21 protein-coding genes are annotated in these 23109 nt (G+C 52.2%); 10 read left to right on the top strand and 11 right to left on the bottom strand.

Going from position 1 to position 23109, the window contains the following annotated elements; all coding sequences use genetic code 11:
- The gene (locus tag AC0YOA_RS31475) at nucleotides 1–1086 is read right to left on the bottom strand and encodes an FG-GAP repeat domain-containing protein (RefSeq protein ID WP_475789992.1); all 1086 of its coding nucleotides are present in this window, start codon (nucleotides 1084–1086) and stop codon (nucleotides 1–3) included.
- A 179-nt stretch (nucleotides 1087–1265) separates the two neighbouring features.
- On the opposite strand from AC0YOA_RS31475, the gene AC0YOA_RS31470 reads away from it, so the two are divergent.
- Nucleotides 1266–2063 carry an AraC family transcriptional regulator gene (locus AC0YOA_RS31470; protein ID WP_475789965.1) on the top strand — a complete coding sequence of 266 codons (798 nt, stop codon included), beginning with the start codon at nucleotides 1266–1268 and terminating at the stop codon, nucleotides 2061–2063.
- A 117-nt stretch (nucleotides 2064–2180) separates the two neighbouring features.
- Here AC0YOA_RS31470 and AC0YOA_RS31465 read toward each other — a convergent pair whose 3' ends face one another.
- The 3 genes from AC0YOA_RS31465 to AC0YOA_RS31455 form a co-directional block, all read right to left on the bottom strand.
- Complete coding sequence (locus AC0YOA_RS31465; protein WP_475789964.1) at nucleotides 2181–2828, bottom strand: transmembrane-type terpene cyclase; 648 nt, start codon at nucleotides 2826–2828, stop codon at nucleotides 2181–2183.
- 276 nt (nucleotides 2829–3104) lie between these two features.
- Nucleotides 3105–4217: a copper amine oxidase N-terminal domain-containing protein gene (locus AC0YOA_RS31460; RefSeq protein WP_475789963.1), complete on the bottom strand. Its 1113-nt coding sequence runs from the start codon at nucleotides 4215–4217 to the stop codon at nucleotides 3105–3107.
- A 244-nt stretch (nucleotides 4218–4461) separates the two neighbouring features.
- The gene (locus AC0YOA_RS31455; protein WP_475789962.1) at nucleotides 4462–5160 is read right to left on the bottom strand and encodes a hypothetical protein; all 699 of its coding nucleotides are present in this window, start codon (nucleotides 5158–5160) and stop codon (nucleotides 4462–4464) included.
- A 120-nt stretch (nucleotides 5161–5280) separates the two neighbouring features.
- Here AC0YOA_RS31455 and AC0YOA_RS31450 point away from each other — a divergent pair, with 120 nt between their 5' ends.
- Both AC0YOA_RS31450 and AC0YOA_RS31445 read left to right on the top strand, forming a co-directional pair.
- Nucleotides 5281–6051, top strand: a complete 771-nt coding sequence (locus AC0YOA_RS31450) for a gluconate 2-dehydrogenase subunit 3 family protein (RefSeq protein ID WP_475789961.1) — start codon at nucleotides 5281–5283, stop codon at nucleotides 6049–6051.
- Between the two features lie 21 nt (nucleotides 6052–6072).
- Complete coding sequence (locus AC0YOA_RS31445; protein WP_475789960.1) at nucleotides 6073–7788, top strand: GMC family oxidoreductase; 1716 nt, start codon at nucleotides 6073–6075, stop codon at nucleotides 7786–7788.
- A 109-nt stretch (nucleotides 7789–7897) separates the two neighbouring features.
- Here the strand turns inward: AC0YOA_RS31445 and tatA are convergent, their stop codons facing one another.
- Together tatA and tatC are read right to left on the bottom strand one after the other, a co-directional pair.
- Nucleotides 7898–8110: a twin-arginine translocase TatA/TatE family subunit gene (gene tatA / locus AC0YOA_RS31440; RefSeq protein WP_210037580.1), complete on the bottom strand. Its 213-nt coding sequence runs from the start codon at nucleotides 8108–8110 to the stop codon at nucleotides 7898–7900.
- An 18-nt stretch (nucleotides 8111–8128) separates the two neighbouring features.
- On the bottom strand, nucleotides 8129–8866 hold the full coding sequence (gene tatC, locus AC0YOA_RS31435) for a twin-arginine translocase subunit TatC (protein ID WP_210037581.1): 738 nt from the start codon (nucleotides 8864–8866) through the stop codon (nucleotides 8129–8131).
- Between the two features lie 209 nt (nucleotides 8867–9075).
- Here tatC and AC0YOA_RS31430 point away from each other — a divergent pair, with 209 nt between their 5' ends.
- Nucleotides 9076–9459, top strand: a complete 384-nt coding sequence (locus tag AC0YOA_RS31430) for a c-type cytochrome (RefSeq protein WP_475789959.1) — start codon at nucleotides 9076–9078, stop codon at nucleotides 9457–9459.
- Between the two features lie 149 nt (nucleotides 9460–9608).
- Here AC0YOA_RS31430 and AC0YOA_RS31425 read toward each other — a convergent pair whose 3' ends face one another.
- Nucleotides 9609–10196, bottom strand: a complete 588-nt coding sequence (locus AC0YOA_RS31425; RefSeq protein ID WP_475789958.1) for a TetR/AcrR family transcriptional regulator — start codon at nucleotides 10194–10196, stop codon at nucleotides 9609–9611.
- A 306-nt stretch (nucleotides 10197–10502) separates the two neighbouring features.
- Here AC0YOA_RS31425 and AC0YOA_RS31420 point away from each other — a divergent pair, with 306 nt between their 5' ends.
- From AC0YOA_RS31420 to AC0YOA_RS31395, 6 genes are all read left to right on the top strand, one after another.
- On the top strand, nucleotides 10503–11255 hold the full coding sequence (locus AC0YOA_RS31420; protein WP_475789957.1) for a 3-oxoacyl-ACP reductase family protein: 753 nt from the start codon (nucleotides 10503–10505) through the stop codon (nucleotides 11253–11255).
- A gap of 347 nt (nucleotides 11256–11602) precedes the next feature.
- Entirely contained in the window at nucleotides 11603–12739 is a 1137-nt protein-coding gene (locus tag AC0YOA_RS31415; RefSeq protein WP_210037585.1) for a DNA sulfur modification protein DndB, read from the top strand.
- A complete protein-coding gene (locus tag AC0YOA_RS31410; RefSeq protein WP_475789956.1) occupies nucleotides 12739–13896 on the top strand; it encodes a DNA sulfur modification protein DndB in 1158 nt (385 codons plus the stop codon). The genes AC0YOA_RS31415 and AC0YOA_RS31410 overlap by 1 nt, the downstream gene beginning before the upstream one ends.
- 59 nt (nucleotides 13897–13955) lie before the next feature.
- Nucleotides 13956–14519 (top strand): FAD-dependent oxidoreductase, encoded by a 564-nt coding sequence (locus AC0YOA_RS31405; protein ID WP_475789955.1) that lies wholly within the window; start codon nucleotides 13956–13958, stop codon nucleotides 14517–14519.
- Nucleotides 14520–14992: 473 nt separating this feature from the next.
- On the top strand, nucleotides 14993–16138 hold the full coding sequence (locus tag AC0YOA_RS31400) for a metallophosphoesterase (RefSeq protein WP_475789954.1): 1146 nt from the start codon (nucleotides 14993–14995) through the stop codon (nucleotides 16136–16138).
- 255 nt (nucleotides 16139–16393) lie between these two features.
- On the top strand, nucleotides 16394–18661 hold the full coding sequence (locus AC0YOA_RS31395) for a poly(ethylene terephthalate) hydrolase family protein (RefSeq protein WP_475789953.1): 2268 nt from the start codon (nucleotides 16394–16396) through the stop codon (nucleotides 18659–18661).
- A gap of 108 nt (nucleotides 18662–18769) precedes the next feature.
- Here AC0YOA_RS31395 and AC0YOA_RS31390 read toward each other — a convergent pair whose 3' ends face one another.
- From AC0YOA_RS31390 to AC0YOA_RS31375, 4 genes are all read right to left on the bottom strand, one after another.
- Nucleotides 18770–19876 carry a GerAB/ArcD/ProY family transporter gene (locus AC0YOA_RS31390; RefSeq protein ID WP_475789952.1) on the bottom strand — a complete coding sequence of 369 codons (1107 nt, stop codon included), beginning with the start codon at nucleotides 19874–19876 and terminating at the stop codon, nucleotides 18770–18772.
- 5 nt (nucleotides 19877–19881) lie between these two features.
- Nucleotides 19882–20127: a hypothetical protein gene (locus AC0YOA_RS31385; RefSeq protein ID WP_475765106.1), complete on the bottom strand. Its 246-nt coding sequence runs from the start codon at nucleotides 20125–20127 to the stop codon at nucleotides 19882–19884.
- Nucleotides 20128–20144: 17 nt separating this feature from the next.
- Entirely contained in the window at nucleotides 20145–21365 is a 1221-nt protein-coding gene (locus AC0YOA_RS31380) for a Ger(x)C family spore germination protein (protein WP_475789951.1), read from the bottom strand.
- Nucleotides 21366–21427: 62 nt separating this feature from the next.
- Complete coding sequence (locus tag AC0YOA_RS31375; RefSeq protein ID WP_475789950.1) at nucleotides 21428–22888, bottom strand: spore germination protein; 1461 nt, start codon at nucleotides 22886–22888, stop codon at nucleotides 21428–21430.
- Nucleotides 22889–23109: the final 221 nt, after the last annotated feature.

Raw genomic sequence — 23109 nt, 5'->3', positions numbered from 1 at the left:
CTACTCCTTTTCAGTAACGAGATTTTCAAACAAATATAAGCCGTCCTTGCCGGGGGCGACGAGATCGGGTCGGCCATTGCCGGTCAAATCTGCGATCCAGAAATAGATTCCGCAGCCGGCTGCCTCGCCTGCTGGTCCATAATCGATGACATGCTTCTGGAACTGCCCGGCGCTCATCTTGAAGTAATAAATGCCGACAGGATCGAATGCTCCCGGATCGCCGTCGTTATGGGCGCGGTAGCGCTTGCCGGTGACCAGCTCAAGCTCGCCGTCGAGATCGATATCGACGAGGTACAGGTCGTGGTACTGCGAGCAGGTTGGATCGATTTGATGCTTCAGCCAGCTGCGGTTGCCTGCCGAATCGACAATCTGCTCGTACCAGTCAAGTCCGTAATCATGCGCCTGGCCCACAATAAGATCGGTCAGTCCGTTGCCCGTAACATCGTGGGCAAGAATGGGGACGCTTGCCGAGCCAAGCGAAAATTCGGGATGAAACTCCCAAGGGGTCTGGAAGGGATTCTCCGGCTGTTCCAGCCAGCCGCCGCAGAGGAGGATATCTGTGCGTCCATTGCCGCTGATATCCCCAAAGCCCAGCCCATGCCCGCTGGGCTGCCCGCCAATGATGTATTTCTCGAATTTCCCCGTTCCGCGGCCGTTCGTGTCCACAATAAGCTTGAAGAAAAGCTGCGGGCCGCCCGGTGTATTCGGGAAGATCTCAGGTATGCCGCAGCCGTCAATATCATAGAACCGTATCGTTTCAATGCTGCCGACATGTCCGATGTCGAAGGTTTGCCACTCTCCTCCCGCGGCACCGGGATTTTGCCGCCAGCGCAGCGTTTCGCCCCACCAGCCGCCTGTAATAATATCCAGATAGCCGTCGCCGTCCACGTCCATGGGATAATCTGAAAAATCATCGTGATACTCGTTGATGGCCAGAATATCGCAGATTTTATGCTTTTTCGTAAATTCAGGTCCCTCATACCAATATTCGCCGCTGACAATATCGAGCTGCCCATCATTGTTGACATCAAATACAGAGCAGGCCTCGAATGGCGCCGAATCAATCAGACGCTTCTTCCATTTCACAGACAAGCGCGTCACCTCCATAATCAGATAGGTTCATTTTATAGCAAGATCCTCTAACGCAATAGGAGCCAAGAAGGACAATATATTACGTTATATGGACATGTGGGGGTTGTTTAAGGTCTGTTATCTGTTATGCTGTTGATGTATCTTCCAATATAGACTGGGGAGAGTGAACGGCTGTGCAGGTAACTTTCGACCAGATCGGAATCGAAGCTAATTTTATGGGGTATGTCGCGCCCAAGCCGGGCTGGTACATAGCCCCGCATTGCCATCAGCAGTATGAGCTGCATTTTATAACAAAGGGCAGAGGGATCAACTGGCTCGACAAGGATCAGTTTGAGCTGATGCCCCAAATGGTGTATCTGGCTCCGCCGGGCGAGATGCATGAGCAGCGGTCGGATCTCCAGGACCCCATGGAAATTCTTTTCCTGCCGTTTTCTATCACCGGCCTTGGGCAGGAGCTGCCGCATATTCACGGCATTTACCCGTTGATCCAAAAGGAACTGCAGACGATCCTGCAGCTGCAGCAGAATGTCGGCGGCCATCAGATATTCCGCGTGCAGCTGCGGATTATTGAACTGATCTGGACGATTATTTCGCCGCTCGTCGAGCTCAAGGATCAAGAAGTGGAGAAGATCGCCGATGTCGGCTTCATCGGTTCCCGGCAGATTGTGGAGCAGGCGCTGCTCTATATCCAGGACCATAAGCTGGCGAACCCGGCACTTGCGGAGATCGCCAGGCACTGTCATATCAGCCCGCGGCATCTCTCCCGGATCTTCGCCGAAACGATGCACATGACGGTTAACGCGTTCATTCAGCAGGAACGTTTTCTGTGGGCGTGCAGGGAGCTTCAGCAGACGGACAGTACGATTGATGAGATCAGCGAGGCGCTGAACCTGGGCTCCAAGCAGTATTTCTGCCATTGGTTCAAGCGATATTCATCGAAGAGTCCTGCCGTTTACCGGAAGGAGAGCTAGCGTTTCTTAAATATCGGGGAAATTTGGTACGGGAAATGAGGGAACCTCGATGCAAAAAAGCGATAGTTGTCAGTTGGTTGGTAATCCTGGTGAAATGCGTTCATAGTGCTCCCCTCATCAGATCGTCTTATTGGTAATAGCCGGCTTGTGAGTACTGCTGACTGACCGGCCAGCGAGCAGGAGGATGTACGCAGCGTCCAGGATAAAGATCAGAACATACATAATCGTCAATAAAACGGATTGGGGGAAAAGCGAGTAGCTGAAGAAGGAGGCGCATAAGGTGCCGATCATTTTGCAGTAAGCGATGGGCAGGGATTGGCCCTGCGGCCCTTTGACCAGCAGCATTTGGATGAAGAGGATGGACATCAGCAGATTGATGCCGAAGGCCGAATAAATGCCCCATTTATCGTGAAATTCAACCGCCATCCCATAATGCAGCAGCAAAGCGATGACAAGCAGGGAGAAGACGGCAGCGTGAATCGTACGTTTTGGATACAAGCCTTTGGAATAATAGAGATATTGGAGCAAAATGATGCAGTCCAGCAGAAACCATACCAGGGTGACGATTTGCTGAAGGGGATGAAACGGCATAAGAAAAGTAAACAGAAACTCCCAGGTAATATTGGCGCATATGGAGGCGAGGGGCATTCCGCAGAATTTATCCTTAAACCCCCTATATATGACGAGAATATAAACGACCGTCCAAAGCAGGGCTGTTCCGAACATCAGCAGATATACAACCTTTAGCGGCAATAGGTGCTCCATACGGCGGCATTCGCATCCTTTCAAAAATACGGATTGAGCTTGTCTATGCCTATGTATATGAAACAAGCTTTCCATATAGACCGTTTGAAGGGAACCAGAAATAGGGCCGACCTGCGGCTCCGTAATGAAAGATCCGGCTTGATCGGGTCTTCCTGTTTGCGTGATGCTGCACATGAGCTGCGGCATGGAAGAGGAAGCAGTCCGCACCCGTGTTACAAAAAAAACAGCCCGGGCTTATCAAAATAAGCCTGGACTGCTTTACCTGTTTATCTTCAATTATTTCGTCAAGGAAAGCTGGATATCGTCGAAATATAAGGTCGTCAAGCCTTCATAGCCGGAATCGCTGCCTATCAGAATAAAGCATTCGCCGTTGGCATTGGTCGTAACGCTGGTTCCGTAATTGAAGGTCACGAGCTGATAGCCTTCCTTTTCCGAATCGGGCTTCGTGATATTGCCGACAATTTTGGCGTCTGCGCCTTCCACGGACTGGTTTCCTTTATCCACATTCATCTGGTAGAACTTCCCGCCGCCATCATCCTTCTGAACGGCCTTCGGCTCTATGCCCAGCACACCGGTCTTGATGCTTACCGCTTCGCCGGGAGCACCTCCAACGCCCATCATTCCTCCGCCCTGATTCGTATACATTCCGATCTTAAGCTTTACCTGATATGTTGTGTTTGGCTCCAGACCTTCAACCTTTTTGGTGGCGAACATAAACAGATCGTCGCTTCGGTTCATTCCGCTCAGCTTTAATCCGAAGTTTGTTGTATTACCCTCGAGAGGGATAAGCTCGCGTTTATAGTCAAGGTTATAAATAGCCTGATCGTATCCGACCGGCAGATCGGCGAAGCCGCCGTCCCAGCCCTCATCATCTTTATTGAATCCATACTGGAAGGTCAGCTTGTCCGCTTGCGCGCTTCCCTGGCTGATGACGATGCTGCGGTCCGCCCCGTTCCATTGAACGGTAAAGCCCATAAGCTGTGACAGGCTTCTGACCGGGATAAAGAGAATGCCCTTCACATTAGCAACGCGCTCGGGAAGCTTGATTTTTCCGCCTTTGTCATTGACGGCGATGTTCTCATTCATCTTTACGGTCAGCCTGCCGAAGGATTGGCCGGTTAAGACGACACTTTGCGATTTGACGCTCCAGCTGACTTCTGCCTTCATGGCTTCAGCAGCTGCCCGAAGCGGCACCATCGTGGTGGCATTCTTCATATAGGGAGGGGCCGCCAGAGGGTGAACCACGGAATTGATGGAATAGGACGGCTTTCCAATCTGAAATTGCGCCTCGTCCGCTGCAGCAGCGGCATGGGAGGGTGAAAGCTGCATCAAGGGAGCAACCGCTATAGCAGTAAGCAGGCCTGTGCGTATCATGTTTTTTCTCAACATAGCGTTGCACCATCCTTTATTTATTGGGTACCGACAAATAGACGCGGATATAAGGCAATTAGTTGCACCGGACGAATTGGACAAGCGATAGAGAATGCAGGCTGCCAGCTGGTTGAATGCAGCGCCGACACAAAAAAAGTTCCTCTCGCCAGCCAGCTGCAAGAGGAACTATTCTTCAATTAATCAATTCGGTTAACCATGCCGGTGAAAATAGCGAAGAAACGATTTCTCCGCCGCTCTCCGCTTATTTCTGGGGCATTTGGGGGGCCAGTCTCAGCAGCTTGTTAAGTCCATCCGCAATCTGGCTCGGGTGCGCTTCCGGATTTTCCGAATAGCTCCTGATCTGATTGATGATCTTGACCGCTTCGGGATTTACGATCTTGATCACATGCACGCTGCCGCCTATGAGTGTTTCGATCTGCTTTTCGGCCATATCGATATTGTCGGCAGATACCTTCTCACCGGCGCCAAAGGTTCCGATCCGGCTGTTCGGTTCCGTTCCCCTGCCCGAGAACCCGCCTGTACCGCTCAGTACTTTCTCCTGCATCGGGTCGTACTGCAAAGCGGTGAGCTCCCGCTTGGCTGCTGCAAGTACGACAGAGTCGTCAAAGACGAATACCGATACGTTGTTAATCCCCATGCCGCCAAGGCGCGACTCCAGATGCTGCGACAAGCCCTCGCTGTGCAGCCCCGAGCTTCCGATGACACTGTACACATTGCTGCCCATTCCGTAGCTTGTCTTGCCCAGTTCATTCGTTGTCTGCACTTTCATGTGGCCTGCGCTCGGAATGATATTGGGGTTGCGCAGCGTTCTCATTTGCTGCTCTTGGATGTGTTGGGCGTCCTGGACGCTCTCTGTCTTGAGATTGCGTCCGTTTTGGCAGCCGGATACGGCAATTGCCCCGACGATCAGAATGGAAAGCAGGATAGGCTTGATATTCATGTGAAAGTTCCTCTCTATATGAGCTGCGTTCTTTAAGGTTAATATTTACTGCGGAACTAAAATGTATAATCACATATTATTGGAAAATAATAACCCTAATCCATGCAAGGGGTGAAGCGATTGGCAGCAGATGAAGATAATCGCAAGAAACCGTCCGATCCGGACGTTCGTGAGCCTTCCAGACGTCGTTTTCTCGTAAATACCGGATTTGCCCTGGGGGGCGTCGTTGTGGGGGGAGCGCTCGGGAGTCTGATTCCGCGCAAAGCCAAACCGGCAGCGCCCGCGAATGAGCCCGCTCCGCCGGCGGTCAATTACAACCGCGCGCTCATGTTTTTCAACCAGGAGCAGTTTGCGATTGTGGATGCGGCAACCGAACGGATTTTTCCGTCGGACAATAACGGGCCGGGAGCGCGCGAGCTTGGCGTCGCCTTCTTTATCGACCACCAGCTGGCCGGTGAATACGGCTTTAACGGAAGAGAGTATATGTCCCCTCCCTTTTATACCGGGGAGATGGTCCAGGGTTACCAAGGGCGTCTGAAACGAAGAGAAATGTATGAAATCGGGCTCAGAGAAATGGAAAACTACAGCCAGACCAAGTTAAGCAAAGGCTTCGCCGGGCTGACCGGGGAAGAGCAGGATCAGGTACTCAAAGCGTTCGAGTCCGATGAAGTGAAGCTGACGACCATATCGGCGAGCGGTTTTTTCAAAATGATGCGCGGCAATACGCTGGAAGGCGCATACAGCGATCCGCTGTACGGCGGCAATACGGATAAGAACGGCTGGCGGATGCGGAATTATCCGGGCAATCAAATGAGCTATACCGATGTGATCGAAAAAGAATTTACGGCTATCGCCCCAAGCAGTCTGCAAGAGCATATGGCGGGGCATTAGCGGAAATGAGGAAGGAATTCTATGGCTAAGAAGCTGCCGAAAACGGATGTTGTCATTGTCGGGGTCGGTTGGGCCGGCGGTATAATCGCTTCCGAGCTGACCAGGAAAGGCTTGAATGTTGTTGGTCTGGAGAAGGGCCGCGAACGCAAAACGGAGGATTATTTTATGGTCCATGACGAGCTGCGTTACGGGATTCGTTACGACCTGATGCAGGATCTATCGAAGGAGACCATCACCTTCCGCAGCAGCGAGAAGTTCCGCGCGCTGCCGATGCGGCAGTACGGCTCCTTCCTGATCGGCGACGGTCTAGGCGGGTCAGGGGTGCACTGGAACGGTCAGACCTACCGCTTTCTCCCTTACGATTTCCAAATCCGCAGCAAAACGATCGAACGCTACGGCAAGAATAAAATTCCTGCCGATATGACGATTCAGGACTGGGGCATCACCTATGACGAGCTTGAGCCTTATTATGACAAGTTCGAGAAGACGGCTGGAATCTCCGGGGAACCGAATCCGTTTGGCGGCAAGCGCTCCAGCCCGTACCCGACGCCGCCGATGAAGAAATCGCCTGCCATGCAGCGTTTCATCGATACCAGCAAGAAACTGAATTTGCATCCGTACATGATGCCCTCGGCCAATCTGTCCGAGAACTACACCAATCCGGACGGAATTTCCCGGGCTGCCTGCCAATACTGCGGCTATTGCGAACGGTTCGGCTGCGAATACGGAGCGAAAGCCGATCCCGTCGTGACGGTTATTCCCGTTGCCAACAAAACGGGCAAGTTCGAAATCCGCACGCACTCACATGTCAGACGCGTGTTGTATACGGGCAATAAGGCAACCGGGGTGATGTATACGGATGTAACGACAGGCGAGGAAATCGAGCAGCCGGCAGACATCGTCGTATTGACCAGCTATGTGTTCAATAATGTCCGGCTTCTGCGGATGTCCGATATCGGCACGCCTTATGATCCCAAGACGGGAAAAGGCGTCATCGGCAAAAACTACGCCTATCAAGTGTCGAAGGGCTCGGCGCAGGGCTTCTTCGAAAAAGACCAGTTCAATAATTTTGCCGGCGCGGGGGCTCTCGGCGTCAATGTCGATGACTATAACGGAGATAATTTCGACCATTCGGATTTGAAATTTATTCACGGCGGCTCGCTTTCCCTGAGCCAGTCCGGACAGAGGCCGATTCAGAACAATCCCGCTCCGTCAGGAACTCCGACATGGGGGCCTGAATTCAAGGCGAACACCATCAAGTACGCGAACCGTATCCTGTCAGTGGGCGGACAAGGATCCTCCATGTCATTCAAGCAGCATTTTCTTGATCTGGATACGACGTACAAGGATGCATACGGGGACCCGCTGCTGCGGATAACCTTTGACTTTGAGGATCAAGACCGTGAGCTTGCCAAGTATCTGGCTTCCAAATGCAAAGAGATCGTAACGGAAATGGGCGCCGACCACGTCGACTCCTTGAAGGAGCTTGGCCCCTACGATATTTCCACATACCAGTCCACCCATAACACAGGAGGCGTTATTATGGGCAACGCGCCTGACACATCGGCAGTCAATAACTATTCACAGATGTGGGATATGGACAATCTGTTTGTGGTGGGAGCCAGCTCGTTTCCCCAGAATTCCGGCTATAACCCGACAGGAACGGTGGGGGCGCTTGCTTACCGCGCCGCTGAGGGAATCATCACCTACCGGAGCAAGGGCGGATTACTGGTGTAAGCTTGGGGCGTCGGCAGCAAAAGAACCTCCAGTCCGCAAAAGCGGGATTGGAGGTTCTTTTTGATCTTATAGAATTTAGGCGACAGCCGGTTCTTGCTTGCTTTTTATGCTACAGGAGCTTGAGCTGCTCGTCCTTGGACTTGGATTCCGTTGCGCCGGATACGGGCTCATCATCGTCTGCAATGCCTTTCGTAGAGTTGCGGAATTCGCGGAGTGTGTCTCCGAACGCTCTTCCAAGCTGCGGGAGCTTGGCCGGTCCGAATACGATGAGCGCGATCAGCAAAATAATCACAAGCCCGGAAATGCCGATGTTATTGAACATGGCTTAAACCTCCTTTCATTATTGGCTTGACGGTATGGCGGATGTTCCTCTCCGGCGATAATAATTCACGGAAATGAGGACGCTGATCTCGAACAGCACCAATAATGGAATCGTAACGGACAGATGCGAGGCAAAATCCGGCGGCGATATGCAGGACCCGGCGACAGCCAGACTGACATAAGCGTACTTCCGGGTGCTCCGCAGCCTGTCCGGCGTCAGCAGCCCAAGCTTCGTCAGAAATAAAATAACGAGCGGCATTTCAAAAGCAATGCCAAGGGGCAGGATCAGATTGAACAGAAAAGAAAAATAACGGTCGATACCGTAGGTTTCCACTGCTCCGATGCTTTGATTCATCTGCTCCATAAACCGGAGCATCATGGGAAAGACGAGAAAATAACTGAACGAGATCCCGCAGATAAACAGCAGGAAGGAGACGGGGACATAGGAAAGGGTTCCTTTGGCTTCCTTCTCTGTGAGCCCCGGCCGGGCGAAGGCCCATATCTGGTATAGCAGTAAAGGAAGCGTGAACAAGATGGCAAACAACAACGCGCACCGCAAATAGATGAACAGCCCGTCCGTAAACGAGAAGACATTCCACTGGATCTCCGCGGTGCCGGGCCTGGATTTGATATACCGTAATATGGCGGGCGACAGATACAAGCCCCCGCTGAATGCTGCCGCAAACCAGACCGCGACGAGAATAAGCCGTTTACGGAGCTCGGTTAAATGACGAATCAAATCCTCGTCGCTTCTCATCTTCCTTCTTCAGCTCCCTTTAGTATCAAGCGGATTTCCCTCTGAAATGGATGTTCAGGGATACTTTTACTTTACCCATTCACGCCCGCATTATGCGTGCTTCACCAAAGGGAGGCATCCGCGTGTATGAGGATGTATAAGACGGGCAATCTTAAAGACAAGCTATCCCATTCAAAGAAGCTACGGACAACATTCAGGAGGACACCCACATGAAAAAAACCACATTACCGCTGGTGCTGGTGATGGCTGCCATCCTTATGGCAGCAGCAGGATGCGGAGGCAACAACAATACGAATAACGCGCCGCCGCCGGCAAATAACTCAAATAACGCACCGGCAGCCCCGCCGGCCGGGAATGCGGGAACGGTTGATGCGACAGCGGAAGCCGTATACAAGCAGCAGTGCATTTCCTGCCATGCGGCGGATCTGTCCGGAGGCGTAGGCCCGAATTTGCAGAAGATTGGCGCCACTATGAGCGCGGACCAGATTTCCACCCAGATTCAAAATGGCGGCGGCGGTATGCCACCTTTCAAAGGAACGCTGACGGATGATGAAATTACCGCGCTTACGGATTGGCTGGCGAATCACAAGTAACGGGCTCTTCCGAACGAGAAGGAAGCGGCTCGTGCGGAAGCGAAACATACATCATATCTAACATAAAAGCGGGACGTGGCTTAAATAGCCTCACGTCCCGCTTTTATTTTAATTACCTTTTCTTCAGATGACGGTGGCTGAATCCGGTTTCAGGATGGCCAGGCCTGCAGCGCCGTATCAATCACCTCTTGCAATTCCTCACGGCTTGCGCCGTCTGCAGCTTGAATGGACATTCCTTCAGCGATCGTTGAAATGAGCCGGGCAAGAGCGGCCGGATTGGAATGGGCGGGCAAATCCCCGCTTGCTTTGGCCTGCTCGAAACGTTGCCGCAGCGCGATCCCGGATGCCTTCCGGCGTGCAATGAGCTCCTGCCGTATAGGCTCAGCTTCCTCTCCGCATGAAAGAGCGCCTTGAATAGTGAGACATCCCGTTGGAGTGGCAGGATCAGTGACCGTGTCGGCTGTCGCGCTCAAAAGCCGTTCGGCAACGGCACGGGCGGTTGATTCGTGAAGAGCAGCGCCAGTGACGCTTGGCGGACCTTCGTAATAAAGATCAAGCACTTTACGGAACAGCTCTTCCTTGCTGCCAAAAGTTGTATAAAGGCTTGAACGGTTAATATTCATAGCCTCCGTAAGATCCGATAGCGACGTGCCCTCATAGCCTTTCTGCCAGAACAGTCTTAGCGCGCTTTCCAGAGCAATATCAATGTCGAAAGCGCGCGGGCGTCCTCCTGCCATGCTGATTACACCCTTTCAACCGCTGTTGTTTTCCCGAAAACATATATTGTCATAATATTGAACTGTTCGGTTTATAAATATGACATAAATATAACGAATAGGGATATGAATTGTCAAGTATCTGCGCGGCAGATCCGTATTATTCATGGGAAATGTCCTGCCAGGCTTTAAATTCAAGATTTTCGGCTTGTCAATATATAACATTTTGAAATTTGGAAATGAGCTCTTGACAGCAGTTGATCTTTTACGATACATTAGCGGTGAAGTTATGAACCGAACGTTCCAAAACAAAAAGGAGATGGCAATATGACTCAATCAGCAAAACCTTTATCAGGAAAAACGGCTTTGATAACAGGAGGATCCAGAAGTATAGGAGCGGCAATCGTGAAACGACTCGCAGGCGATGGAGCAGCAGTGGCTTTCACTTATGTAAAGGCGCAGAATAAAGCGGATGAGCTGGTGAAGGAAATTGAAGCTGCCGGCGGCCGTGCTTTGGCGGTTCGGGCAGATAGTGCGGATGTGGAGGCCGTTCAAGGAGCAGTTGCAGAAACCGTCAAAGCTTTTGGCGGAATTGATATTCTCGTTAACAATGCGGGAATGGCCAACCTGAAGCCCTATGATCAATTCTCTATTGAAGAGTTCGATAAAATGGTCGCTGTTAACTTCCGGGCTATATTCGTTGCTGTCCAAGCCGCCGGCCCCCTAATGGGCGCAGGAGGACGCATAATCAATATTGGGAGCATCAACGCCGACAGCAACCCTTTCCCCGGCAACAGTCTTTATACTGCGACGAAAGCGGCCGCAGCGGGATTGACCCGCGGTCTTGCCCGTGATCTCGCCCCAGCCGGCATCACAGTAAATATTGTTCAGCCAGGGCCGACGGATACGGACATGAATCCGGCTGACGGACCTTATGCGCCGATTGTAAACGGCATGATTTCACTGGGCCGATACGGTCATGACTTCGAAATTGCCAGTATGGTGGCCTACCTTGCGTCGCCGGAAGCCAGCTTTGTAACCGGCGCAACAATCAATGTGGACGGCGGTGTTGTTATCTAAATAGAAAGGGAGACGGGAGATGGCCGGATCATCGGAAACAAAGGCAAATTAATGCCTGAGATCGCCATTACCGGGCGAAGCCGCTGCGCTGCTTCATCGTTTGCTGGAAAATCCATGGTTGATCAAAAGAATAATCCGGGATAAAGTTTTCTGTTTCTTCCCGGGACAAAGAACCGTGCTTCCAACGAAGCACGGTTCTTTGTTTTATCCGGCAATAAAGGGCTCGGACACTTCTTTTTACAGGCGTATCGTGAATATACTATAATACGAAAGAATCCGAAAGACGACATTGCGAAGTTTACAATACTACTATATTCTGTATGTAATACGAAATATGGAGGTTAATTATGGAACCGGTACAATCCCTATCCGAGCTGTTTTCAACTGGAATTCCTGGTACTTATGTTGAAGTGCCCGGAAATATGGCGCGCACATTCGGTCAAACAACGCTGTCAACCACGCTGCCAATGAGCAAGCTGTTTACAATTTATGAAATCGACCTTGAAGTGCAGCGCCAGCTGATCCCCAAAAATGTATCCAGGCTTGTGGATTATATTCTGCTTTATCTGGATCATGGGCAAAATGTTTATTTTCCAGGCATCATACTATCCGCCAGAGGCGCTGGCAAATACGATCCGAACCGAAGCTCCTATGACCTGCAATCCGTAGAGAAATGCTACGTCGTCGACGGGCAGCATCGCCTGGCAGCATTCCGTCGTGTTATGGAAACGCTTCAGGGCAATATGGCAAGAGCCAAGGACAGACGTGAATATGACCGGGTGGCTGAACTTACGGAAAAGCTGCGGAAACTGTACGATTTCCCCATGTCCGTCATGATTTATCTCGATATTAATTCCAGGCAGGAACGCCAGCTGTTCTCCGATATCAATAAGCTGCCGCGCAAGATCGGCGGGAATCTGGCATCGCTGCGCGATCAGCGGCGATTCTATCACATCATGGCCACCCGTCTTGTGCAGGAATATCCGGTGATGAATCAGCTTCCTACCGATACATACTCTGAACGGGGCAAGGGACCGGAGTATTTGTTCGCTTATTCGCTCGTTATTGAATTATTGATTGCCCTCTTCGAGGGACGGCTCAAATCGGCCGCCAGAAACAACGGCTATCACTACACCGAGGTGTCGCTGAATGAGCATCTGGAGCAGGCTAATTATTATTTTGAGACCATGCTCCGTTATTTGCCCGCTCCCGACCGTAAGGAGCTGTGCTGGTCGGAGAATGTGCAGATCGCGCTTGCCCTGTTCCTCAACGAGGAAGCGTTCAAGACGCTGCAGTTCAACAAATATTCGCTCGCACATGCCATGAAGATCCTGCCCCATATCGATTGGAGCCTGATCTATAAGGATGAGGAGAAGGACCGCCTGCCAAGACGGAGCCGGATTATGAAGGCCTATCAATATATCCGGGATTTCTACGATAAAGAAAATCTGTTTCTCATTTCGGATAAGGAGGAGATCGGTTAATGGACGGTTTACGCTTAAATATGACGATTCATCCTTATTGCGACCGCTTCGGGCTGGCAACAGTCTCGCTGCGGATCCATGATTTGCTGAACTATACGGCTATCGATCCCATGGTGCAGCGGAAGCTGAGCGGCATGCAGCGCCGCAAAATCGCCAACTATCTGCAGGAGCGCGAGCTGGATCATGTGTTCTTTGGTCCTGTTACGCTTTCCCTGCGCGATGTAGGCGCCCTTGCCAGAGCGGAGGACCATCTTGTACTGCTGCATGGCTCCAAGCTCAGCATTCTGGACGGCCAGCACCGGATTCTGGCGCTCGGCTACACGAATGAGCAGCTGATCAAGGAAAACCGCAGATGGGAGAAGGAAGTCGCGAAGCTCAAGCTGAAATGCCGCCGCTCTCCGGAGGATCCGCAGGCGAAGGAAGAGCTGGAGCAGGCAGAGGGGCTGCTTGAGCAGATGGAGGCCAGAAGGCTGGATCTGCTGGAGAGCGAGCTTTCCGTACAGCTGTATGTAGGTCTGGGGGAAGAGGAAGAGAAGCAGCTGTTCGGGGATATCAACTCCAAGGTACAACTGGTGAGCAAGGAGCTCGGGCATTCGTATGACGGCAGCGATCCGCTTAATCTGGTGCTGCAGCAGGTGGCCGACAACAACGAGCTGCTGAAGACGGTTGGTATCGAGCGCCGCAACAACCTGACCGCCTACAACAAGAATTTCACCTGCTTCAGCTGGTTGTATTCGGTAGCGACCCTGCTGTACACGGGCAAAATGAATCCAACCTATGAATTGGCGCGCCGAATCCGCAAGGACCCTGCCACTCATGTGGAAATTCTTCATCAATTCTTTAATGGAGTTCTGCCTCATATGCCGGAGCAGCCTGGAATGGCTCATTTTATATCCTCCAGCCGGATCGTACAGGAGTCGCTGGCGCTGTATGCCCATGACTTCCTGTACAAGGAAGACGGCAAATATAATCCGGGATGGTCAGACTGCCTGGATGTGCTCAGCCAGGTGGATTGGACGCATGATAATCCGGAATTGTCCGAGCGATTCGGGAAGCTGGACAACGGCAAGCTGAATATGGTTCATGAGAAATCGATGCGCAAGCATATTCAAGTCATCGAGTATTTGAAGGAATTGGAAGGCGCAGTTGTAAACTAGCAAATGCAAGCGGTATGATGGGGTTTGTAAGCCTACTAATTTGAGGAGGTTTTGGACTTATGGTGGATATTGCGATTATCGGGGCTGGCCCGGCAGGCGGCAGCGCTGCGCTGTTTGCAGCAAAAGCGGGGAAAAAGACGCTTTTGATCGACAGCGATCAAAGCATTACGAAGAAAGCCTGGATCGAGAATCATTACGGCGTTCCGGAAATCAAAGGCGTCGATCTTGTTGAAGTCGGCATCAAACAGGCGCAAAAATTCGGCGCCGAGCTTATTCGGGCCAAAGTAACCCATGTACAGCAATCAGAGGATGGCTTTCAAATTACAACCGAGAATGAAACCTATCAGGCGAAAGTGGTCATTGTGGCATCCGGGCTGCTGCTCGATCTGGCAGAAACGATAGGCCTGCAGACCAAACCGGGAACGGAGCCGAGAGTGAAGGCTGTGTTCGATGTTGACGCTTCGGGCAGGACGAATGTGAAAGGCATCTGGGCGGCAGGCGCCTGTGCAGGTGTGAGCCTGCATACGATCATTACGGCAGGCGACGGCGCCAAGGTTGCGATCAATGTGATCAGCGAGCTGAATGGCGAGCGTTATGTCGATCATGATGTATTGAAGGCGTAAAAGCTATCAGACGAAAAGATGAAGCAGGATGGCCGCGTGACAGCGGCTCTCCTGCTTTTTTTGCTGCCTGGATAGCACGAAGCCGGGCGCGTGTTCGTTTGCGCTAACGGTTCGTGGTGCACAGAACCGGGCGCTGATTTGCTTGCCCCACCGGTTCGCTGCACAGAACCGAGCGTGTAAAATATCGCGTATCGCTTCGTGGTGTACAGAACCGGGCGCAGATTAACTCGCGCCACCGGTTCGCTCGCACAGAACCGAGCGCGAAAAATATCGCGCTAACGGTTCGTGGTGCACAGAACCGAGCACGTAAAATACCGCGCTAACGGTTCGTGGTGCACAGAACCCAGCACGTAAAATATCGCGCATCGCTTCGTGCGGGGAGTTAGCTGTTTCCTCTTAATCCGGTTATAATAGAGAGATGTGGTTGAATCGCAGATAAGCAGAAGCGGAGTGAAGGTATGAGAGTTTTTCGGATGATAGGCACAATAGCTGCGGTGCTTGGTATTTTTGTAGGATTGCAATGGTATATTGGCTGGAATGGATCGGTATTTCTGTCTGCCCTGACGGATAGCTATTCGGGCGCTCTCTATTGGACATGCTTTTGGATTATCGCGTTATCCTATATTATTTCCAGAATGCTGGAGAGAGTCATTCCCGGTCCCCTCCCGAGGGGCTTGAAATGGATCGGCTCCTATTGGTTTGCGGTGTTCGAATATAGCGTCATATTGCTGCCGCTGGCTGATCTGGCTGTCTGGGTGCTGCGCAGCGCTTCCGTTTCCCGGGATACGGCGGTACTGTCTGCGGGCGCGGTCTATTTTGTGATTCTGATTGCTATTCTTGCGCGAGGCTCCTGGAACGCTTGGAATCCTGTTGTCCGCCAATATTCAGTCGTCGTGAACAAACAGGCTGGCGACCTCAAACAGCTTCGCATTGCCGCCGCTTCCGACCTGCACCTCGGAACGATTGTGGGAACACGTTACCTGAAGGTGCTGGTGGAGCGCATCAATCAGCTGAATCCGGATATTGTGCTGCTTCCGGGCGATGTCATTGACGATGACGTTGAGCCCTTCCGGCGGCTTGATCTGGGAAGTGTCATGAAGGGTTTCAAATCCCGCTATGGCACCTACGCCGTGCTGGGTAATCATGAATATATCGGGGGCAAAAAAGAAGAATTTATTGCCCTTATGGATAAAGCGGGCATTCCCGTACTGACCGATCAAACACTCAAAATCGCCGACAGCTTCTATCTGGTCGGGCGCAAGGATAAAGCGGCGCAAAGCGTCAGAACCGGCCGGAGCGGACGCCTTCCCATCAAGGAGCTGATTGCGGAGCTGGATCACTCTCTTCCCTTGATCCTGCTGGATCATCAGCCCTCCTCAATAGGCGAGGCCGCGGATAGCGGTATTGACGTGTCGCTGCACGGCCATACGCATCGGGGACAAATGGCTCCGAATCATTTGCTTACCCGGAGGATATTTGAGCTGGACTGGGGTTATCTGCACAAAGGCAGGCTCCATGCCATTGTAAGCTCCGGTTATGGAACCTGGGGGCCTCCCATCCGGATCGGAAGCCGTTCGGAAATATTGGACATCACCATTTCCTTCGAGCCGCTTGCCTAAAGGTCCGGTGAATAATCCAGCTGCGCTTGCGTCAAACATCTTCCGGTACTCGCAAGTGTTACAAGCGAGCTGGCAGCTTGTCACTTGCCGGGGAGCTGTTGACCCTGCACCGCTAGTTAATAACCGGAATTGTCAAGAGTTCTCTGCTTATGCAGCAACATTGTGTTGGCTGCATGGATGGATGCCTTTTATAATGAATAAGAGAACCGACAGCTCCACCATAACGCGCAAGCTTTCAGGGAGTGCATTTCAAAAATGGAGATGGAATTACGGCCCGTTCGCCGAAGCTCTATGTTTATCGAATGGCTGCTTAATCGCATATACAGCATGTTTGACTATGATACGCACTTTTGGCGGTATTCACTGATCGGCCCGTGGATCGCCTGCTCCGTCATGCTGATTATCGCGGCGCTGGGAATGCCGACAGGGCTGGGAGCCGCTTTTGATACATCGGCAATTTTCCTGCTTGGTACGATCGGAATGGCGCTTGGCGCGGTTTTGATCGCATTTGTGCTTGCGCTATGTTATTTGCCTGTGCCGCGTTTTTATACGGGAGCGCTGCTGGTCACAGGAATTGCGATTTATCTGATCTGGTATTTTGCCGACGAAGGCATTCTGTTATCGGTTATCCTCTCCGCAATCTTGACAGCGGGCGGGCTGATAGCGGGAATTCTGGTCGGGCTGCTTGCCAGCTACCGGATCAGGCCGCTGCCGAAGCTGGCATCCCTCTTGGCGGCAGGGATTCTCTGCGTGGCTGTCGCTTATTGGCCGTGGCAGGAACAGGCGGCCGTGCCGGCTTTTGCCCAGGATGTCCCTGTTGACGCTTATCCCGTGGATGTTCTGCAGGCGGATGACCCCGCCAGTCCCGGGCCCTTCAGCTTCACCAGCTTTACGTACGGCAGCGGCGAGGATCGTCACCGCGATGAATTTGGCGGGGCGGTGGACCTGACTTCGCAATCCGTCGATGCCTCGTCTTATATTAAATACTGGCCTTGGCTGCGTTCCTTCTTCTGGGGCTTTGACGAGCATGCGCTGCCTCTTAATGGAAGAGTCTGGATGCCGGAGGGCAGCGGGCCTTTTCCACTGGTGCTTATAGTTCACGGCAATCATCTGATGGAGCAGTTTTCCGACGAAGGTTATGCCTATTTGGGCGAATTGCTGGCCAGCCGGGGATTTATTGCCGTCTCTGTGGATGAGAACTTCCTTAATTACTCCGTGTGGGCCAATATCCCGAATCAGGATATGAAGGTAAGGGCCTGGGTTCTGCTTCAGCATCTGCAGCAGATCTCCGCTTTCAACGATCAGGCAGGCAGCCCTTTTTACAATAAGGTTGATCTGCAGAATGTTGCGCTGATCGGCCACTCCAGGGGAGGGCAGGCCGTAGCGATGGCAGCGGACCGCTCCAGGTGGTTTGCTTCCGATGCAAGCCTGAAACAGCTGGGTGACATCAGGATTCAAGCGGTTATCGGCATTGCGCCAACGGACAAAGCCGTCGACAAGCAGCTTGCTGCACTTAAGGATACCTATTATTTGACGCTTCAGGGAGCCAATGACGGCGATGTTGATACGTATACCGGGGAACGGCAGTATATCCGCTCCACCTTCTCCCCGGGATCGGATCGCTTCAAGGCAGCTCTTTACATTGCCCAGGCCAACCACAGCCGCTTTAACACGGAGTGGGGCACGATGGACGACAGTCTGCCTGGCGGCTTATTGTTAACTCAGGACGGCATGATGGCGGCCGCCGACCAGCAGCAGATCGCCAAGGTGTATGTGTCTGCTTTGCTGGAGGTTGCCCTCCACGGCAATACGCATTACAAGGAGCTGTTTGCCGATTATCGCACAGGCAGCAGCTGGCTGCCTGAGGGCCGATATACGAGCCGTTTCGAAGACGGAAGCTTCAAGGAGCTGGCCCGTTTCGACGACGATGCCGACAAATCGACCTATAAGAACGGGGTAACCGTTCAGGTGGATGGTCTGCAATGGTCGGAGGCGGCGGCGAAGGACCGCGACGGCTACAACAAGGGCACCAAAGGATCGGTGCTGGAATGGAAGAAGCAGCAGGGAGGCTCTTATACGCTGAAGCTGGACCCGTCAATCGGCAAGAAGCTTGCAGCTGATGGGGAGGCGAGACTTGTATTCTCCATGTCCAATCTGGAGCAGGACCTGCTCTCTGATGAGGAGTCGGCGGGCGATTCTTTACCTTCCATCGATATCCGGCTCACAAGCCGGAACGGCGTACAGGTCCGCTTGCCGCTTGACCGCTTCCTTCCGGTAACCTGGCAGCCGAAGACGATATTCACGATCGCCTCGTGGCTGGAGGATGGGGCCAAGGATGGCAAATACAAGGATGCCATGCAGCCTGTCTTCCAGACCTACAGATTGCAGCTCAGTCAATTTCAGGCGGAGAATCCGCAGTTCGATCCTGGGAGCTTGTCGGAGATCACATTCTTTCTGTCGGGCAGTCAAGGTAAAATCATGCTGGACGACATCGGCGTGGATAAGCCGGTGTTCGCTTCCTAGCTCTTATCCAGGGACTCTGCCAGTAAGCTTAATCGTGGCAGCACCAGCCTCTTCGAATGGGGTTGGAGCTTTATATAGGCATCCAATTGATAACCGGTCACCGCCCCCTTACGGGAGTGTGGAGGCCGGTTTTTTCTTGCGGCGGATCAGTGCAATGAAGAATACGAGCAGGAGCGGCACAGCTCCGCACAACATGCCCCACATCGGATGAATAACGGTCACCTCGTAATTCCATTTGGCCTCTCCGCCCTCAATGGCTGTCATGGAAATGAGAGCCATCAGCAGCGCCAGGGGAAACACAAGCATCTTGTCCTTTTTGAGTCCCAGCAGATGGATGCAGGTCTGATGTGCGGTGAAGAGCAGGATCGTTGTTTTCATAAAGGAAGCGACAATGAGCGAATAACCGATCAGGGCTTCAATCCGCTGAAAAACATCCAGAATACTCACCGAGCGCGCGACCTCGAACAGCGAATATTTGCGTTCTCCTGCAATGGGGCCGAACACGAGGATCGTGGTAAGTGTTGTTACGATGAGCGACAGCGCAGTAAGCCCTATAGCGGCAAGCATTTTGAGTACATGCCCCGGTCTGGGGCCAGCGACGAAAGGGAGGATCATGGAGAAGACTACAACCTCGACAAAAGGAAAACCGAAGGAATAGTAGATCCCGTGCAGCAGCGGCTTGACGCCGTCAGGTAAAATCGGCAGCAGGTGGTTAAAGTCGAAATTTGTAATCGACATCAGTACAATGAGGGAAACGAAGAACATGACGTTGACGATGAGGATCGGGAACAACCCGGTTATTTTATCGATTCCGGCGTCAACCGTCACGGCAACAACCAGGAAAATGAGAAATATGAACCAGTAGGACGGTGTCGACCGCATCATCGAGCTTTTTAGAAACATCGCAATATCCAGAACGATGGCGGCTCCCATATGAATTTGATAATAAAGAAATGCGAGGCCAAGCAGGAAGGCGACAGGCGCTCCAACGGTCTCTTTGCTGTATTCGATGAAATTTTTCTCCGGAAACGTCCGGGCCAGCCACAAGACAGGCAGTATCAGGATCATGCCCATGACTGCCGAGATACAGAGGCTAATCCATGACGAATTGCCGGCAAAGCTTATGAGCGGCGCGGGAATATTGATGATCGCTGAACTGGTGAGATAGATAAATAGAAAGATCACCGCCTGGAACGGCGTTATTTTCACCTGCATGCTGCTCATCCTTTCGTTTTAACCCACTTCATTATCGTATTGCCTGCCCCGCCGAAAAGCGCATTCGCCGAATCATAATAGGTGAGCCAGTGGAGATTTCCTTGAATGACAATCGTGTGGTAAGCAATAACCAGCAGGAGCAGGCCGTAAATGAACTTTATCCGGGCTGGCCTCGGGCCCTCCCGCCGTCCTGCACGCAAGTCGCACCCTGCCATGATGGCGATCCAAATCACTACAATAACCGTTACCATAATGGCTCACCTGCCTGTTATTCTTGCTGCGGCTCGTCTTCGAGCAGCGGTTTGCCTGTTGTTGTTCCATGTGTAACCATGAGGGTATGCGTATCAATTGTGAACGTTACACCGGCAAATCTGTTTGGCCAATCAGGCTTCCACTTCTTCCATAAAGCCGGATGATGCCGGTTGATTTGATTGCCGATTCCAAGCAAATCCACCTTCATCGCTACGATATGATTCAAAGTGTTCTCCATCTGCTGTTTGATCTGATCCGCAATCCGCTTCTCGAAGGCGGTTTCTTCAGCATCATTGGATATGGTGGAGCATGAGAGCTCGATCGCCGCTACTTTCGCATCCGCATGAAGGTTTACATGGATCTGATCGCCTTTGAGCTTGACGGTCTTCTGTACTTTATAGCTGACTACCTCCACCGATTCGTCAATCCCTGAAGATTTACCGGCGGACTTGTCCGGACAAGGCAGCTCGATACTGCCGCTTTTGTATTTATTGGTAAGCATGAGAAGCCCTTCGCTATAGTAGCCCTTCAACTGGCCGACCATCAGTCCTTTTCTGAGAACAGCAATGCCCGTAATGCGGGGGTCCTTGCCGGTTTCATCCGTACTTGTCTCCAGAAAGGGAAGTGTGGCATTGCCCGTTGCGCTTCTGACCTGGAGAGCTAATTTAAGCAGATTGGATTCCACGGATTTGCCGCTGTTTTGACTGGCCTGCTCTTCGCTCAAGTAATACTGCTGGCTGACCGTATTCTCGATCAGGGGACGCTGGGAGAAATAATTAAAGGTCGGTCCGCGGGTGACGATGACGGAGCATGTCAGACGGGATTCATGATCCCTGTAGAACATTTCCAGCAGCTTGGCTACGGGGATTTTGCGGACCAGCGTATCGCTGATCAGAATGACCCGCATATGGCTGAACTGCGCTTTTCTCCCCAGGTGATTGGTTACATCCCGGATGGCTTCCATAACGGAGTCATCGGTCGTTCTCACATTAATATACGGCTGCCCGACGCTGCCTTTGGTCGCGATGCTTTGCGAGGGCTTATAAATTTGAAAAGTCAGCAGCAGCTTCCCCGCTTCAGATTCGTCAATGCCGACTCCCATCACGAATGCCCGTTCGGGAAGCTCCGAGCGGTCTCCGCAGCCGGACAGGGCTGTGACGAACAGGATGGCCGCTGCCATCATTCCAATCAGCTTCAGCGTATAAGAGACCGTTTTTTGCGGCAGCAGCGCACTCACCCCTTTCTTGTCCGTGAAGCCGCAGGAGGGCGGCCCGTTATTGCAGGAAAGGAGAGCTTTCCTTACGTTGGCGGCTTCGTATGCTTCATCAAGGTTTTTAGCGGTTGTCGGTAAATAACATCGCGCATCTGTCCCGGTATCCATGGCGCCAGCGGAGTCATATACGGGATGCCAAGCGATTTCAACCGGATCAGATGGTTCCATACCAGCAGGAAGCCAATCATAAGTCCGAACCCTCCGAGTATGGCGGCAAGCAGCATCAGCGGGAGCTGCAGCAGGCGGAGTGAAATGGCGAAATTGTACTGCGGCAGCGAGAACGAAGCGATCCCGGTAAGCGCCGTAACCACGACCATAATCGGGGAGGCGATACCTGCGTTGATAGCCGCTTCGCCGACGACGAGCGCTCCGACAATACTGACAGCAGAGCCGACCGGCCTTGGCAGACGGATGCCCGCCTCGCGCAGCAGCTCGAATATAAACATCATAATAATCGCTTCGGCAAAAGCCGGGAACGGGATTCCTTCGCGTGAATCGATAATAGCCAGCAGCAGTACGGTAGGGATGAGCTCTGTGTGAAACGTCGAAATTGCGATGTATACGCTCGGAAGTCCCAAGGCAATGAGAAAGGAAAACAGACGCAGCAGCCTGATGGAATTCGCGATGGCCGTCCGCTGGTAATAGTCCTCGCTGGATTGAAACAGCTCAAAAAACAATCCGGGACAGACCAGAATGCTGCCCGTGCCTTCCGTAAGGACAATGATTTTCCCGCTCAAAAGCGCCGCTGCCGCTACATCCGTCCGTTCTGTATAACGGAATTGAGGGAAGGGCGTCCATGTGTGATCCTCCAGAAGCTCTTCAACGTATGAGGTTTCCAATACGTCGCCATTCGGGAGCTGGGCAAGCCTTTTTTTGAATTCCTTGAGCACATTCGGGTCAACGGCGTCTTCCATATAACCGTAAGCAATGATGGTGTGCGCCTGGCCTCCGGTGGGAAGATAGTTGAATTTAACTTTGGGATTCCGGATGCGCAAGCGGATCATCCCGATGTTTTTCCTGAGATTCTCAACGGTTGACTCCCTTGGACCCTGCACCACCGGTTCCGTAACCGGTTCTGTCACCTGCCGTCTGTCCAAATCGGGGGTGCGGTAGCTGATCACCTTGTTCCAGCCGTCGATGAACACCATCGCACAGCCGCTGAGCAGCAGTGATTCCACTTGCGCGAAGTCCTTGATAATGAGCGCAGATTCTGAAGAAGCGACATGCTCGCTGAAATATTGTTCAATCATTTCCAGCGTAACTTCCGTGCCGGGACCTACCGTATGAGGGACGAGATCCTGCAGCGTCTGCTTGAAATAATTCATGACTTTCTCGGAAGTCAGTGTGTTGAAATAAATGGATACAGCACGATACTCCATGTGAGGGCCATACTTCCAGGGGGCTATCATCAAGTCATTGCAATCCTTGAATACATTTTGTATATAAGCCAGGTTATTTTCAATTCGGGCAGAAATGGAAACCGGCATTACAATAGACCCTCCCCTGCATTCTCTTTTCCTTACGATTCCCATGGAAGACCATTCCTTATTCATTCCCGGGGCAAACCTGCAGCCGCGGTAAGGATAATCGCCCAAGGTGGATATGCTATTAACCTACATTCATCCATATCGCGGCTAAATGCGTCCATACTCAGCCATAAAGCGCGCGCCTATACTTATATCGTGCGGCCAGGCTACAGGTGTTAAAA

This window comes from Paenibacillus sp. JT22N12 (assembly GCF_056269365.1).
This window is presented reverse-complemented; position numbering and strand designations above follow the sequence as displayed.

What these genes read in the sequence shown, in the direction of transcription:
- AC0YOA_RS31415 (WP_210037585.1), top strand. Translation starts at nt 11,603, where the DNA reads ATGGAACCGGTACAATCCCTATCCGAGCTGTTTTCAACTGGAATTCCT.
- AC0YOA_RS31395 (WP_475789953.1), top strand. Translation starts at nt 16,394, where the DNA reads ATGGAGATGGAATTACGGCCCGTTCGCCGAAGCTCTATGTTTATCGAA.
- AC0YOA_RS31465 (WP_475789964.1), bottom strand. Translation starts at nt 2,828, where the DNA reads ATGGAGCACCTATTGCCGCTAAAGGTTGTATATCTGCTGATGTTCGGA.
- AC0YOA_RS31425 (WP_475789958.1), bottom strand. Translation starts at nt 10,196, where the DNA reads ATGGCAGGAGGACGCCCGCGCGCTTTCGACATTGATATTGCTCTGGAA.
- AC0YOA_RS31390 (WP_475789952.1), bottom strand. Translation starts at nt 19,876, where the DNA reads ATGCAGGTGAAAATAACGCCGTTCCAGGCGGTGATCTTTCTATTTATC.
- AC0YOA_RS31445 (WP_475789960.1), top strand. Translation starts at nt 6,073, where the DNA reads ATGGCTAAGAAGCTGCCGAAAACGGATGTTGTCATTGTCGGGGTCGGT.
- AC0YOA_RS31460 (WP_475789963.1), bottom strand. Translation starts at nt 4,217, where the DNA reads ATGTTGAGAAAAAACATGATACGCACAGGCCTGCTTACTGCTATAGCG.
- AC0YOA_RS31385 (WP_475765106.1), bottom strand. Translation starts at nt 20,127, where the DNA reads ATGGTAACGGTTATTGTAGTGATTTGGATCGCCATCATGGCAGGGTGC.
- tatC (WP_210037581.1), bottom strand. Translation starts at nt 8,866, where the DNA reads ATGAGAAGCGACGAGGATTTGATTCGTCATTTAACCGAGCTCCGTAAA.
- AC0YOA_RS31410 (WP_475789956.1), top strand. Translation starts at nt 12,739, where the DNA reads ATGGACGGTTTACGCTTAAATATGACGATTCATCCTTATTGCGACCGC.
- AC0YOA_RS31455 (WP_475789962.1), bottom strand. Translation starts at nt 5,160, where the DNA reads ATGAATATCAAGCCTATCCTGCTTTCCATTCTGATCGTCGGGGCAATT.
- AC0YOA_RS31420 (WP_475789957.1), top strand. Translation starts at nt 10,503, where the DNA reads ATGACTCAATCAGCAAAACCTTTATCAGGAAAAACGGCTTTGATAACA.
- tatA (WP_210037580.1), bottom strand. Translation starts at nt 8,110, where the DNA reads ATGTTCAATAACATCGGCATTTCCGGGCTTGTGATTATTTTGCTGATC.
- AC0YOA_RS31375 (WP_475789950.1), bottom strand. Translation starts at nt 22,888, where the DNA reads ATGCCGGTTTCCATTTCTGCCCGAATTGAAAATAACCTGGCTTATATA.
- AC0YOA_RS31405 (WP_475789955.1), top strand. Translation starts at nt 13,956, where the DNA reads ATGGTGGATATTGCGATTATCGGGGCTGGCCCGGCAGGCGGCAGCGCT.
- AC0YOA_RS31400 (WP_475789954.1), top strand. Translation starts at nt 14,993, where the DNA reads ATGATAGGCACAATAGCTGCGGTGCTTGGTATTTTTGTAGGATTGCAA.
- AC0YOA_RS31430 (WP_475789959.1), top strand. Translation starts at nt 9,076, where the DNA reads ATGAAAAAAACCACATTACCGCTGGTGCTGGTGATGGCTGCCATCCTT.